Raw genomic sequence first — 14603 nt, forward strand, 5'->3', positions numbered from 1 at the left:
GAGCCCGCTCGGGGCGGCGCTCCCGGACGGTGACACCACCCTCACCACCCCCGAACGCCCTCCCCTGCCCCCTCACGCGCCTTCGACACCCTATTCCTCCCGTTTCCTCCTGATTCGTTCTGCTTGATCCCACCGCACTAAGGAGAGGTACGACCATGGGGCACGACCACATCCGGTCCGTACCGGCGCACTACCGATGCGTCGGCGTCGGCGTGGGGCCGGCCAACCTGAGCCTGGCCTCACTGCTGCACGGCCTGCCCGACATGCCGAATCTGTTCATCGACCGCAAGGAGTCCTTCACCTGGCACGACGGCCAGCAGATGCCCGGCAGCACCCTCCAGGTCTCCATGTTCAAGGACCTGGTGAGTCTCGCCGACCCGCGCAGCCCCTTCTCGTTCCTGAGCTATCTGCACGACCAGGGCCGCGTGTACCACTTCCTGAACGCCCGGTTCGACGACGTACCCAGGATGGAGTTCCGCAACTACCTGGCCTGGGCGAGCCGCCGCAACGAGAACCTCGCCTTCGGCGAGAGCGTCCTGGAGGTGGACTTCCACGACGGCGTGTTCAGGGTGCGCACGGACCGCCGTACCGTCACGGCGGACAACGTGGTCCTGGGTGTCGGCAGTGAGCCGTGGCTGCCGGAGCAGGTGCGCGACCAGCTCGGCCCGACGCAGTTCCACGTCGGCCAGTACATGGACATGGCCCGGGACCTCGCGGGCAAGCGGGTCGTCGTCGTGGGCGGCGGCCAGTCCGGCGCCGAGGCGGTCCTCGATCTGATCTCGCGGCCCGCGGCCGGCCTGCCGCGCCGGGTGTCGTGGATATCGCGGCGCCGCAACTACTTCCCCATCGACGACTCGCCGTTCACCAACGACTACTACATGCCCTCCTTCGCCGACTACTTCTACGGTCTTCGGCGTGAGGCCCGCGAGGCGTTCAACGCCCAGCACATCCTCACCAGCGACGGCGTCTCCGAGTCGACCCTGCGGGACATCTACCAGAGCATCTACGTGCACCGGTTCATCGAGGGCAGGCCGGACCTCGTGGGTCTGCACCCCAACCGTGAGGTCACCTCGGTCACCGCCGGGCCGTACGGCGGGTGGGAGGTCGCCGCGCGGCACAACGACGAGCCGGACGCCGCCGAGCTGTACGAGGCGGACACGGTGATCTGGGCGACCGGTTTCCGCCCGGCCCGCACGGACTTCCTCGCGCCGATCGCCGACCGGCTGGAGCGCGACGGTGACGAGCTGCGCATCGACGAGGACTACGCGGTGCTGTGGGACGGGCCGAGCAACCGGCGGATCTTCGTGCAGAACGCGGCACGGGGCCAGCGCGGCCTGGCCGACCCCAACCTCAGCCTCAACGCCTGGCGCAGCAGGCGCATCGCCGACCGGCTGTGCGGGGTGCGCAGCGACGAGCAGCTCGCCTCGTTCATCGAGTGGTCCACCAAGGCCGTCGCCCCCGGAGCGCAGTCCCGGTGGAGCGCGTGATGGGGCGCGCCACGGACACGGACGTGGCGGTGGTCGGTGCCGGGGTGCTCGGCTGCCTGATCGCGCGCCGGATCCTCGACGAGGCGCCCAGGACGCGGGTGACCGTGCTCGACCGGGACCTGATCGCCAGTGGCGCGACCCGCAGGTCGGCCGGGCTGCACTTCCCGCGCGGCGCGTCGGCCCGGGTGCGGGCCATGGCGTCCGAGAGCCAGCGGTACTACGCGGCGCTCAAGGCCGAGCGGCCCGATCTGCCCATCCACCCGGTCGGCATGACGGTCGTGGCCCGGGAGTCGGCGCGCGACGAGCTCGCGGAGGTGTACCTGCCGGAGGCGCGGCTGCGCCGGGTCGAGGCGGTGCCGGGCGGCATCGCCCGGGTGCCGGACGGCCACGCGGCCTGGGACGGTGACGGCTGCCAGTACGCGGACGTCGCCGCCCTGACGCAGGCGCTCGCCGTGGAGCTCCGCCCCCGGGCCGACTTCCGCGAGGCCACCCCGGTGACCGGCGTCGACCCCGGCGCGGACGACGTGCGGCTGGCGCTCGGCACCGGCGACACCCTGACCGCGCGTCAGGTCGTCCTCGCCCCCGGGCCGTGGCTGGACGAGCCGGCCTGGGCGGACCTCGTACGGCCGCTCGGGGCGCGCGTGAAGAAGATCGTCGCCCTGCACATCGAGCGGACGCCCCGGCCGGACGACCGGGTCGTGGTCTTCCACGACCAGGACGCCTTCCTGCTGCCGCTGCACCACCGGGGCCACTGGCTGTTCAGCTACACCTGCCAGGAGTGGGACGTCACCCCGCGGACCGCGGGCCCCGGCCTGTCGCCCGCGCACCGCGCCGAGGCGCTGGAGCTGCTGGGCCGCTACGCGCCGGAGCTCGCCGGCGAGCGCGTGTCGGGCCGGGTCTTCTGTGACGCGTACGGGCCGGATTGCGCCCCGCTGGTCCAGCCGGTCACCGACGACGGACGCGTGGTGTTCGCGGGCGCCGCCAGCGGCTCCGGGTACCGCCTCGCACCGGCCGTGGCGGGTGACGTCCTCGCCGCGCTCGCGCTTCCCTCCCGCGCGCTCCCCTCCCGCTCGTCCGCCTCCCTCGCGCCCGCTTCCCCCGCGCCTTCGAAAGGACATTGACGTGATCATCAATACCTACGACCCCGGAGTCCTCCAGGAGGCGTTCGGGATCGACATGAGCTCCATCGACGGCATCGGGGTCGGCGCCGGCTGGGGCCGTGTCGCCCCGGGCCGTTCCTCCGACAGCCACCACCACGACGAGACGGAGTTCTTCGTGATCGTCGCCGGTCACGGCGAGTTCGAGGTGGACGGCGAGCGGCATCCGGCCGGGCCGGGCACCGTCGTCCTGTTCGAGCCGTTCGAGTCGCACGTGCTGACGAACACCGGCGACACGGACCTGGTGTTCCTCACGCAGTACTGGCGCGACGCCGGGCGTGCCCTCGTCGCCGCGAGGGACGGGGAACGCGCCACGTTCGGCGAGCGGCCCGTGTTCGTGTTCTCCACTCCCCCGACGCCCAACGGGGATCTCCACCTCGGGCACCTGTCGGGCCCGTACCTGGGCGCGGACGCGTTCGTGCGGTTCCAGCGCATGAACGGCACGCGGGCCTGGCACCTGACGGGCAGCGACGACTACCAGAGCTATGTGGTGGCCGCCGCCCGCCGGGACGGCCGCACCCCCGCCGAGACCGCCGCGCACTACAGCGCGGAGATCGAGCGGACGCTGGAGCTGATGGACATCCCCCTCGACCAGTACACGGTGACGGACACCGCCGAGGGTTACCGCGACGGCCTGCGCGACTTCTTCTCGCGCGTCGTCGCGTCCGGTGAGGTGAAGGTCGAGGAGCACGACGCCCTGTTCGACTCGACGACCGGCCAGTACCTGTACGAGGTCGACGTCAAGGGCCTGTGCCCGGGCTGCGGTTCGGGCACGGGCGGCAACATCTGCGAGGAGTGCGGGGAGCCCAACACGGTCGTCGACCTCGGCGAGCCGGTCTCCGGAGTGTCGGACGCGGCGCCGCGCCGGACGCCCGCGGCCCGCTGGTCGCTTCCGCTGCACGCGTTCCGCGACCGGGTCGCCGCGCACCACCGGCTCGGCCGGGTCCCCGCGCGGGTGCGGGAGCTGGCCGACCGGCTGTTCCGCCGCGACCGCCTCGACATCCCTGTCACCCACCCCTCCGACTGGGGCGTGCCGCCCGCCGAGGGCGATGTCGACGGTCAGGTCATCTGGGTGTGGCCCGAGATGTCCTACGGGTTCCTGCACGGCATCCAGTCGCTCGGCGCCCGGATCGGCGAGGAGTGGCGGGCCGCCGAACCGCACCGGGACTGGAAGATCGTCCACTTCTTCGGCTACGACAACAGCTTCTACCACGGTGTGCTGTATCCGGCGCTGTACCAACTGGCGTTCCCCGGCTGGAACCCCGACATCGACTACCACGTCAACGAGTTCTACACACTGGAGGGCGCCAAGTTCTCCACCAGCAGGCGGCACGCGATCTGGGGCAAGGAGATCCTCGGCCCGGACTCCGTGGACGCGGTGCGCTACTTCCTCTCGCGCACCCGCCCCGAGGGCCGCCGCACCGACTTCACGCGCGAGGCGTACGAGTCGGTGCTGGACGAGACCCTGATCGGTACCTGGCAGAGCTGGCTGAACGACCTGGGCACCCGGGTCGCCAAGCACTACGACGGTACGGCGCCCGACGCCGGGAACTGGACGCCGGAGCACACGGCGTTCCTCGCCCGGCTCGGCGCCCGGCTCGACGCGGTCACGGGCGCGCTGCGCTCCGACGGCTTCTCGCTGAACCAGGCGGCGGCCGAGCTCGACGGGATCGTCGAGGACACCGTCCGCTTCTCCCGCCAGGAGGGCCGGCTCGGCCAGGTCACCGGCTGGGAGTCGGAGACCCGTACCGCGATCGCGCTGGAACTGGCGGCGGCGCGGCTGCTGGCACACGCGGCGGCACCGGTGATGCCGCGCTTCGCGGGCCGGCTCGCGGCCGCGCTCGGCATGCCGGAGCCCACCGCGTGGCCGCGGGCCGTGGAACTCGTCGCGCCGGGCTCCGCGATCAGCCTCGACGACGCCGTGTTCTTCCGTCCGGCCGGTGCGACCCGGGCGCCCGCGTCCGGTGCGTCCCCGGTGCTGCCGTGGCTCGCGGGCGTCGTGCGCGGCGCGCTGCAACTGCCCGACGATGAGGCCATCGAGGACCGGCCGCCGGCCGACCTCGCCATGAGTTCCCTCCAGGCGGTGACCGTGCAGTACCGCATCCTCGACGAGCTGGACGTCGACGTCGCCGTGGACGAGCTGCTGGGCGCCACCGGGCTGACCGCGCTGGCCGCCCTGATCGAGGAGCGCGCCGAGCCGGCCGCCGTCGCCGCGCTGCGCGAGGCGGACGCGTCATGACGTACACGGATGTGCTGCGCGAGATCGCCGCACGGGGCCTGACCTGCGGCCTGGCCGGAGACGACCTGCGGCTGCACGGCGACCGGGCCCGGATGGACGCCGAGTTCATCGCCCGGGTGAAGAGCGTGAAGGCGGAGCTGATCGCGCACCTGACCAAGGAGCAGCTCACGGCCGGTTTCCCGCTGTCCCCGCTCCAGCGCAGCTATCTGCTGGGCCGCAGCGGCATCTTCGAGATCGGGGACGTGGCGAGCCACGTGTACCACGAGATCGAGGGCGTGTGGGACGTGGGCCGGCTCCAGACGGCGCTGGAGGCGGTCGTCGACGCGCACAGCGCGCTGCGGTCGCGGTTCGCGTCCGACGAGCGTCAGATCACCGAGTACACGCCGTACGGGCCGCGCATCGAGCGGCTGGACCTGCGCCGGGAGACCCCGAAGGCCCAGGAGCGGATCCTGGCGGAGCTGCGCGAGAAGCGCTCGCACCGGATCCTCCCCGCCGACCGGGTTCCCCTGATCGCCGCCGAGGTGACGATCCTCGCGGACGACCGGATGGTGCTCCACGTCAGCCATGACGGGCTCGTCATGGACGGCTTGAGCATGTTCCTGTTCTTCCGCGCCTGGTGGCAGGCGTACGACACGGGCCGCGCGCCCGCCACCGACGAGCTGCCGTACGAGGAGTACATCGCGGCCGTCGAGGCACACCGTGGCAAGGCCGTCGCCCGGCGCTCGCGCGACTACTGGCTCGCCCGGGTCGACGACCTCGCCCCGCACCCGGACCTGCCACTCGCCACGAGCCCGTCGGCGCTGACGTCCTCCAGGTTCACGCAGCGCGCGGTGCGGCTCGACGCACCCGCGTGGTCGGCGCTGAAGAAGCGTGCCGCGAACGCCGGACTGACCCCGTCGGCCGTGGTGTTCGCCGCCTACGCGGAGGCCCTGTCGGCGTGGGGCGCGGGCCGGCGGTTCACGCTGACGACGACCGTCGCGAACCGGCCGCCGATCCACCCGCAGATGCCGTACGCGATCGGGCAGTTCTCCGACACGATGCTCGTCGAGGCGGACGTGGACCGCTCGGTGACGTTCGAGGAGCGGGCCCGGGCGCTCCAGACCAGGCTGCGCAGCGATCTGGACCACCGCCACTTCTCCGGTATCGAGGTGATGCAGGAGCTGGCACGGCGGCGCGGGGGTGTGGCGGGCGCCCGGATGCCGTTCACGTTCAACAGCGCCATCGGGCACGGGGATGCCGACGGGTCCGCGCTGGAGCTGTTCGGGACCGAGGTGTTCACGGTCAGCCAGACCCCCCAAGTGTGGCTGAACGCGTTCGCGATGGAACAGCACGGCGGGCTCGTCGTGCAGTTGGACGGGATCGACGAGCTGTTCCCCGAGGGCCTGCTCGACGCCCTCGCGCACGGCTTCGGCACCCTCCTCGAAGCGCTCACGGACGACGAGGCGTGGGCCCGGCACTCCTTCGACCTGCTGCCCCCCGAACAGCGGGCGCGGCGCGCGGCCGCCAACGACACGGCCGTGCCGCTGCCGCGGACGATGCTCGGTGACGACTTCGTCGCCCGGGCCCGCAGTGCGCCGGACGCGGCCGCGATCCTCACGTCGTCGGGCACGGTGACGTACGGGGAGCTCCTCGACCGGGCGGCGCGTGCCGCGGCCTGGCTGCGGGAGCGGGGCGTGGCGCGGGACGAACTGGTGGGTCTGGTCATGCACCGGGGACCGGAGCAGATCGTCGGCATCCTGGCGACGGTGCTCGCGGGCGGGGCGTACCTGCCCGTGGACGCGGGCCTTCCGGCCGCGCGGCAGGAGTACATGCTGCGCGACGGGCGGGTGCGCCACGTCCTGACGAACGCCGGGTGGACCGACCCGGACGGCGAGCGCGAGGTGCTGCCGCTCGATGTGACCGCCCCGCCGGCCGGTGACCCGGTCCGGGTGCCGGAGCGGCTGCCGGACTCCGGCCCTGAGGACCTGGCGTACGTGCTGTACACGTCGGGTACGACCGGCGCGCCCAAGGGCGTGATGGTCAGCCACCTGAATGTGGCCAACGTCGTCGCCGACTGCCACGAGCGGTTCGGCATCGCCGCATCGGACCGGTTCTTCGCGATCAGCGCGTTCAACTTCGACCTGTCGGTGTGGGACGTGTTCGGCGCGCTGTCCGCGGGGGCGGCGCTGGTCATGCCGGACCGGGACAAGGCGGTCGACCCCGCGCACTGGCTGGACCTGTGCCGCCGGTTCGGGGTCAGCGTGTGGAACTCGGTGCCCGCGATCGTCAACCTGCTGCACGACCAGGCCGTCGCCCAGGCCGAGGTGCCCCCGGAGCTGCGGCTCGTGATGATGAGCGGCGACCGCGTCCCGCCCGCGCTGCCCGCCGCGCTGCGGCGCCTCAAGCCGGCGCTGGACGTGGTGTCGCTGGGCGGGCCGACCGAGACGACGATCTGGAACATCCTGCACCCGGTGGGCGCCGACGAGGACGGCAGCGAGTCCATCCCGTACGGCAGGCCCAACGCCAACAACCGGGCGTACGTCCTGGACGCGGACGGGCTCGACGCGCCGGACTGGGTGACCGGCGAGATCTGCGCGGCGGGCACCGGTCTCGCGCGCGGCTACTGGCGCGACGAGGAGCGCACCGCCGAGCGGTTCTTCCTCGACGAGGCCCGCGGCGAGCGGATGTACCGCACGGGCGACCTGGGCCGTTACCTCCCGAACGGTGAGATCGCGATCCTGGGCCGCGGCGACTTCCAGATCAAGGTCAACGGCTACCGCATCGAGGCGGGCGAGGTCGAGACCCGGCTCGTGGCCCTCGACGGGGTCGGCAAGGCGGTGGTCGCCGGGGTACCGGGGGCCCGTGGCGACCGGCTCGTGGCGCACCTGGTGCCCAGCGGGGCCGGCCGGCCGTCGGCGGCGGAGCTGCGCACGGGGCTGCGCGCCGATCTGCCGGACTACATGGTGCCGTCGGTCTTCGTGTGGCACGACGAGCTGCCGCTGACCCGTAACGGCAAGGTCGACCGGTCGAAGCTCGCGCGGATTCCCGTGGACGAGGAGGAGCCGCCCGGTCCGGGTGCTCCGGGCGCGGACAACGGGCCCGCGGACGACACCGAGCGGGCGCTGGTGGAGATCTGGGCGTCGGTGCTGCGCCGGGAGAGCGTCGGTGTGAACAGCGGCCTGGCCTCGCTCGGCGGCGACTCCATCGCGGCGGCGCGGATTCTGACGGCCGTCCGGAAGAGGTTCGGTGTGTCGCTGACCCTGGACGAGTTCGCGGAGCTGGAGACGGTCCGTGCCATGGCGCCCGTGGTGGCGAAGGGCACGCGGACACCGGAGGGCACACAGCGATGACGGAGAACCTGCTGGACCGCGTGATCGGCTCGCCCCCGCTCGCCGGCCGGATCACCTTCGCCCGCCTGGTCGGCTCGGAGAGCCTGCCGCTCGGTGAGCTGTACGAGCGGGCCGGCCGGGTGGCCCGGTGGCTGCGCGGCCGCGGGATCGGCCCGGGCGACCGGATCGGCATCCTCGCGGCGAACTGCCTGGAGTGGGTGCTGCTCGACCTCGCGGCACTGCGGCTGAAGGCGGAGACGGCCGGGTTCGAGCCCGGCAAGTTCGAGCCGACGGCCGAGCTGATGAGGCGTTACGGGCTCACGCTGCTGTTCACGGACCGCGCGGCGGACATACCGGGTGCGGTGTCGATGGAGGAGGTGCGGGCCGCGTCCGAGGCCGGGGCGGCCGGCGAGGCTCCGCTGCCGCCCGTGTCGTGGGGTCCGCGTGAGGTGACCACCATCAAGTTCACCTCCGGGAGCACCGGTGAGCCGAAGGGGCTCGGTGCGACGGCGGGCAGCATCAACAGCTCGCTCGCCGCCGTGCAGGAGATCTTCGCGCACAAGCCGGACGACAACCTCTTCGTGTTCCTGCCGCTGTCCCTGCTCCAGCAGCGCTACTGGGTCTACTCGGCGCTGCTGCACGGCCACGACGTCACGATCACCACGTACGAGGCGGCCTTCGCGGCGCTGCGCCGGGTGCGGCCCACCGTGGTGATGGGGGTGCCCGCCCTCTACGAGACGGCGAAGCGGCAGATCGAGGCCCGGCTCGCGCGGGGCAAGGACGGCAACCGGCCCGAAGAGGCCGCGCGGGCCGTGTTCGGTGACCGGATCCGCTACCTGTGGACCGGCTCGGCGCCCGCGAACCCGGAGACGCTGCGCTTCTTCACGGAGGCGGGCCTGCCCATCTACGAGGGGTACGGGCTCAACGAGACGTGCATCGTCGCCAAGAACCACCCGGGCGCGAACCGGGAGGGCAGCGTCGGCCGGGTGCTGTCCGGCAAGCAGGTGCTGATCGGCGACGACGGACTCGTCCGGGTGCGCAGCGAGTACCCCGTCAACACCCATTACGCGTACGCCAGGCCGGGCGACTCGGAGCGGATCTTCGAACCCGACGGCACCGTGCGGACCGGGGACCTCGGCCGGCTCGACGAGGACGGGTTCCTCTACATCCTCGGCCGGGCCGACGACGTGATCGTCCTCGACAACGGCAAGAAGGTCGTCGTCCGGCCGATCGAGGAGCGGATGAAGGCGGACCCGGCGATCGCCGAGTGCGTCGTGTTCTGCCCCGCCCAGACCGAATTGGTCGCCGTCGTCTCGCCGGCGTCGGTGCCCGCCGACCGGGACGCCATCGCGGCCCGGCTCGCCCTGGCCAACGCCTCGCTCTCCGGGGACGAGCGGATCAGCCGGGTCGTCGTCGCGGACACCCCGTTCAGCATCGAGAACGGGCTGCTCACCTCCCAGTACAAGCCGAAGCGGCGACAGATCCTCGCCGCCCACCACACCGCCGTACACGACAGCACGGAAGGCATCCATGCGCACTGACACGCGAACCGAAGACGCCCGTACCGAAGACGCCCGTACCGAGGACATCCGCACCGAGGACATCCGCACCGAAGACGTCCGTACCGCCGTCGACGCGGCCGCCCGCGAGCAGCTCTCGGCCGTGCTCACCCCCGAGGTGGCCCCCGAGGCACTCGACCCGGACGCCGACATGGTCGCCGCCTACGGGCTGACCTCGCTCAACAAGGTGCTCTTCCTGACCGAGGTGTGCGAGGCCACCGACGTGGACCTCGCCCACTTCACCGAGCACGACCTCGCGGCGATGAAGACGCTGCGCGACGTCACCGACGCACTGACCCGTCACACCGGCAAGGGAGTCTGACCACCATGGGCATCGAGACGAACTGGGCGGCGGACGCCCCCGCCGTTCTGGAGAACGACCGAGTGCGGCTGGCCCCGGTCACCGAGGCCGACCGTGAGCCGGTCCGGGCCGTGGCCATGGACCCGGACATCTGGCGCTACTTCGTCGCCGCCGTGACGGACGAGACCGACTTCAAGGAGTTCTTCGACACCGGCCTCGCCGACCAGGCCGAGGGGCGGCGCGTGGTGTTCGTCATCACGGACAAGGAGTCGGGCCGGGTCGCGGGCAGCATGAGCTACGGCAACATGGCCGAGGCCGACCGCCGGCTGGAGATCGGCTGGTCCTGGCTCGGGCGTGACTTCCGCGGCCAGGGCATCAACCGATGGGCGAAGTACCTGCTCCTGGAGCACGCCTTCGAGCGGTTGGGGGCCGAGCGCGTGGAGTTCAAGACCGACGTGCTGAACATCCAGGCTCGGCGCGGTCTCTCCAACATCGGTGCCGTGGAGGAGGGCACGCTGCGCAGCTTCAACTACATGCCGGGCGGCCGGCGCAGGGACGCCGTCTTCTACAGCGTCCTGCGCGCCGAGTGGCCGCGGGTGAAGCAGGAGCTGGCGACGCGGCCGAAGGTGACGCCGAAGGCGCCGGAGGCATGAGCGGGCACACGGCCGTCCCCTTCGTCAGGGCCGCCGGTGACCCGTACACCGTCGGCCGGACGCACGGTGCGGCACTCGCGACAACGCTGCGGGCCTTCCTCGGGGACTCGCTCGCCCGGCTGAACAAGGTGCTGCCGGAGCCGGTGACCCTCGACGGGCTGCGGCCCACGATCGCCGCGCACCGGGCCGAGATCACGGCGGCGCTGCCCGGCCTCGCGGAGGAGGTCGCGGGCCTCGCCGCGGGGGCGGGCATCACCGAGGACGAGGCGTGGCTCCTGCAATTGCGGCGGGAGATCATGGGCTACCGGAAGGTGCCCACCGCCGGTGACTGCACGACCTGGGCGCTCGCGGGGTCCGACCCCGCGGGCCCCGCCCTCGCCCAGACCGTCGATCTGAACGGCGACCTGGACAATGTGATCAGCGTCCTGGAGGTGTCGCCCGCGGGCTCGCCGCGCCGTTCCCTCGTCCTCAGCTTCGGCGGCCTGCTCGGCTATCTCGGCATCAACAGCGACGGTCTGGCCGTGGGTCTCAACCTCGTGCTGGGCGGCGACTGGAAACCGGGCGTGCCACCGTACCTGGCCATCCGTCACCTCCTGGACTCGGCGGGCAGTGTGGAGGAGGCCCTGAAGGTCCTCGCCGGTCTGCCCCTCGCCAGCTCCCGCTCCCTGACCCTGTGCGACCGGGAGCGGGCCCTGTGGGTCGAGGTACTCGACGACGACCTGCGCGTCCACGAGGCGCAACGGACGGTCCACACGAACCACTTCCTGCATCCGGACTTCGTGACGGCCGACGAGATCAACGTGTTCGCGCGCAACTCGTCGACACGACGCCTGCGGGCGGCGACCGACGGCCTGGCCGGACTGGGCGCGGGCGCCGGCCCGGAGGAGCACTTCGCGCTGCTCTCCCGGCCGCCGATCCGCGTCCCCGACCGGGGTGACATCCGGGCCGAACGCACCGTGGCCGCGGCGGTGCTGCTGCCCGCCGAGGGCCGGCTGCATCTGCGGCCCGGCGACCCGGCCCTGTCCCGGACGCAGGTCTTCACGCTGTGACCGGCACGGCACGGATGGACGCCTGGCTGGTGGACCTCGACGCGGCCGACGCGGCGCGGCTGCTCGACCACCGGCCGGGCGGCCTCACCGAGGAGGAGGCGCGCCGCTTCGAGTCCTTCGAGAACGAGGAGGCGGCGCGCCGCTTCCTGCGTACGAGGCGGACGGTACGGCACCTCGTGGCGGACTGGCTGGGGCTGGCGCCGTGCGAGGTCCGCATCGCCCACGGCCCCACCGGGAAGCCCTACCTGCCGGACCATCCGGGGCGTCACATCAGTTGGTCGCGCTCGGACGGACTGCTCCTGCTGTGCGCGGCGGCCCACGGGCCCATCGGCGTGGACGTGGAGGTGATCCGCCCGGTCCCCTCGGCGCTCGACGTCCTGTCGTTCGTCGTCCCCGACCTCCCGCCGGAGGCGGCCCCGGAGTCCTTCTTCCCGGCCTGGACCCTCCTGGAGGCGGCGGTCAAGGCCACGGGCCAGGGCCTCGCCCGAGGCGCGAAGTCGGTGAACCTGACCTTCACGACCGGCGGCAGGGTGGAGTTCCGCGGCATAGCGGGCCACGCCCCGGGCGCCTGGCACGCCCGCACCACCATCCTCCCGACGTCCCGCACCCCCACCACGGCCATGGCCTCCTTCGTCGCACCGGTGGTCCTGGGCTCGGTGGGGGTCCGTCGCTGGCCCGGGGACCGCGGGGGTCTTCCCCACGCACCATGATGGTCGCGACCCGACGCCGCGGGCCGCCGAGGCCGCCGGCGTCACCGCCGCTTCCCGAGGAGGACTTTCCGATGTGGTCCAGCATCATCGCCGTGGCCGGCACGCTTCTGGGCGGCGCGCTCACCGGGCTGCTGCAGTACCGGGGTGAGCGGGCCGCCCGTGCCGAACGGAGGGCGGAGGCGCTGCGCGTGGCGCTGGGCGAGCTGGTGGCCGCCCTGGGGGACCACCGGCGGGCCATGTGGCACCGTGAGGAGCTTCGCCTGAACGGCGCGGGCCGGGAGGCCCTGGAGGCGGCCCGGTCGGCCTCCCACGCGACCCGCTCCGCCGTCACGTCCCCGCTGGTCGCGGTCTCGGTGCTCGCACCGTCCCTCGCCGAACCGGCCCGCAGGGCCGCCGTGGCCGCGTTCGACATACGGGGCGCCGCCGACCACGCCGCCCTGGCGGCCCGCCGGGAGGCCGCCATCGCGGCGACCGACGAGCTGGTCGCGGCGGCGGGGCGCGCGATGGCCTGACGACGGGCGCTGACGGCAGGCGCCGGAGTGGCATCCGGCCACCGGTGGACGGACAATTTCTCTTGATCGTGCACGGCCCGTGGACGGCCCGGTTCCCCACCGGAGGTGGCATGACGGATCCGCGAGAGATCCTCTGGCAGGCGCGCCAAGGCCCCGTACCGGCGAATTGGCGGGTCTTCACCAAGAAGCGGGGGAAACTGTCCGGCTTCTTGCGCGGGACATCGGACGATCCGGACCCGCTGCTGGTCATCACGCCTGACGGCGCCATCGAGTACACGAGCGAACGCAAGCCGCTGGCGATCGTCGACTTCTACGACCTGGCCGGAATAACGCTACGAGTCTCCGGATCCAGCTTCTCCGACAGTTCCATGGTGAGTCTTTCCGTATGGGTCGACCTCACCTACCGGAACGGCCGGAAGGACAAGTGGCGATCCGCGTCCTTCGACGACGTCCAAACGGTTCAGAACTTCATCGAAGCGTTCGGCGCCCACCAGGCGCTGCAAGGGTACTGGCGCTGAGTTTCCCGGCGGTTGTTTCCCGTGGTGGTTCCCCCTGGTGGTTCCCCGGTGGTCGTTTCCCAGCCTTCCGCGAGCCGCCACGGTGCGCACCGCCGCATACAACGGGCCGCTCCGTAGCAGCCGGCGGGTCCGCGGGAAACAGTCCCGACATACGCGGCGGTGGCCGGATCCGTTCGGACGGCCGTCTCCCCTTCCTTATGCTCGCCAGCGCAGCGTTCGAGAAGTGAAGGGAAGATCCCGATGAGTCCGTTTATTCGTTCAACTATCCGCGTCACTACGGTCGGCCTGACGGCCCTGGCCGCCTGTTTCACCCAGGCCGCCGGAGCCGGTGCGGCGACCACCGGCGGGGAAGCGGCGCCGCCGTGCGTGCAGTACTCGACGAGCTGGCGCTACACGTTCGTCACCAACGCCTGCGACTCGGCCCAGCACGTCACCGTCGAGTACCGCGACGGCAGCACCGTCCCGTGCCGCACGGCGAACCCCGGCGACACGGTGACCTTCCCGGGGTACGGCGCCGGGGACAACGCCGTACTGGGCGTGAGCCTATGTCAGGTACCCTGACATTCATGTCACAGATACCCGCCGAGCCCGGCAGGCCGTACTTCATCGAGAAGGGCATGGGCGACCGCGCCCACCTGTTCACCGACCTGGTCACCGTCTACGCGGGCGGCGCGCAGACCGAGAACACCTTCAACTTCTTCACGGTCGAGGGCCCCAAGGGCGACGTCATCCCGGCGCACGTCCACTCCGACACCTACGAGGTCTTCTACATCACCGACGGCGCGGTGCGGCTTTTCGTGGAGGACCTGGAGGGCGAGCAGCACGAAAGGCTGCTGACCGCCGGCGACTTCGGCTTCGTACCGAAGAACTGCCCGCACGCGTACCGCATCGAACGCCACCACAGCCGCGTCGTCGGCGTGGCCGCCGGCCCCGGCGGCACCTTCGAGCGGTTCTTCGAGAACCTCGGCACCCCCACCCACACCCTCGGCCTGCCCCGGCAGCCGTACGTGCCGGAGCCGCACACGTTCCACACCGTGCCGCAGCGGTACGACGTGCGGTTCCTGCCGGACCACCAGTGGCGGACCGGCAGCGAGACCTGACGCGATCAGG

The 14603-nt window shown here is 72.1% G+C and carries 13 protein-coding genes; all 13 read left to right on the top strand.

Going from position 1 to position 14603, the window contains the following annotated elements:
- Positions 1 to 155: 155 nt before the first annotated feature.
- The 13 genes from ACZ46W_RS05270 (at position 156) to ACZ46W_RS05330 (ending at position 14593) form a co-directional block, all read left to right on the top strand.
- Positions 156 to 1487, top strand: a complete 1332-nt coding sequence (locus tag ACZ46W_RS05270; protein ID WP_468331549.1) for a lysine N(6)-hydroxylase/L-ornithine N(5)-oxygenase family protein — start codon at positions 156 to 158, stop codon at positions 1485 to 1487.
- Positions 1487 to 2608: an NAD(P)/FAD-dependent oxidoreductase gene (locus ACZ46W_RS05275; RefSeq protein WP_468331552.1), complete on the top strand. Its 1122-nt coding sequence runs from the start codon at positions 1487 to 1489 to the stop codon at positions 2606 to 2608. Before ACZ46W_RS05270 ends, ACZ46W_RS05275 begins: the two co-directional genes overlap by 1 nt.
- Position 2609: 1 nt before the next feature.
- Positions 2610 to 4883, top strand: coding sequence for a class I tRNA ligase family protein (locus tag ACZ46W_RS05280; protein WP_468331554.1), 2274 nt, complete (start codon positions 2610 to 2612; stop codon positions 4881 to 4883).
- Complete coding sequence (locus ACZ46W_RS05285) at positions 4880 to 8212, top strand: non-ribosomal peptide synthetase (RefSeq protein WP_468331557.1); 3333 nt, start codon at positions 4880 to 4882, stop codon at positions 8210 to 8212. The genes ACZ46W_RS05280 and ACZ46W_RS05285 overlap by 4 nt, the downstream gene beginning before the upstream one ends.
- Positions 8209 to 9732, top strand: coding sequence for an AMP-binding protein (locus ACZ46W_RS05290; RefSeq protein WP_468331560.1), 1524 nt, complete (start codon positions 8209 to 8211; stop codon positions 9730 to 9732). The genes ACZ46W_RS05285 and ACZ46W_RS05290 overlap by 4 nt, the downstream gene beginning before the upstream one ends.
- The gene (locus tag ACZ46W_RS05295) at positions 9722 to 10072 is read left to right on the top strand and encodes an acyl carrier protein (RefSeq protein ID WP_468331563.1); all 351 of its coding nucleotides are present in this window, start codon (positions 9722 to 9724) and stop codon (positions 10070 to 10072) included. The genes ACZ46W_RS05290 and ACZ46W_RS05295 overlap by 11 nt, the downstream gene beginning before the upstream one ends.
- A 5-nt stretch (positions 10073 to 10077) precedes the next feature.
- Positions 10078 to 10704, top strand: coding sequence for a GNAT family N-acetyltransferase (locus tag ACZ46W_RS05300; RefSeq protein ID WP_366129838.1), 627 nt, complete (start codon positions 10078 to 10080; stop codon positions 10702 to 10704).
- Positions 10701 to 11753 (top strand): C45 family autoproteolytic acyltransferase/hydolase, encoded by a 1053-nt coding sequence (locus tag ACZ46W_RS05305; RefSeq protein WP_468331566.1) that lies wholly within the window; start codon positions 10701 to 10703, stop codon positions 11751 to 11753. The genes ACZ46W_RS05300 and ACZ46W_RS05305 overlap by 4 nt, the downstream gene beginning before the upstream one ends.
- Positions 11750 to 12463, top strand: coding sequence for a 4'-phosphopantetheinyl transferase family protein (locus ACZ46W_RS05310; RefSeq protein WP_468331569.1), 714 nt, complete (start codon positions 11750 to 11752; stop codon positions 12461 to 12463). The genes ACZ46W_RS05305 and ACZ46W_RS05310 overlap by 4 nt, the downstream gene beginning before the upstream one ends.
- Positions 12464 to 12534: 71 nt before the next feature.
- Positions 12535 to 12975, top strand: coding sequence for a protein kilB (locus tag ACZ46W_RS05315; RefSeq protein ID WP_468331572.1), 441 nt, complete (start codon positions 12535 to 12537; stop codon positions 12973 to 12975).
- 110 nt (positions 12976 to 13085) lie between these two features.
- Positions 13086 to 13493, top strand: coding sequence for a hypothetical protein (locus ACZ46W_RS05320; RefSeq protein ID WP_468331575.1), 408 nt, complete (start codon positions 13086 to 13088; stop codon positions 13491 to 13493).
- Between the two features lie 240 nt (positions 13494 to 13733).
- Positions 13734 to 14054 (top strand): alpha-amylase, encoded by a 321-nt coding sequence (locus ACZ46W_RS05325; RefSeq protein ID WP_468331578.1) that lies wholly within the window; start codon positions 13734 to 13736, stop codon positions 14052 to 14054.
- A 5-nt stretch (positions 14055 to 14059) separates the two neighbouring features.
- Positions 14060 to 14593, top strand: a complete 534-nt coding sequence (locus tag ACZ46W_RS05330; protein WP_468331581.1) for a quercetin 2,3-dioxygenase — start codon at positions 14060 to 14062, stop codon at positions 14591 to 14593.
- The last annotated feature ends 10 nt before the right edge of the window (positions 14594 to 14603 follow it).

This window comes from Streptomyces sp. NPDC031064 (assembly GCF_055570965.1).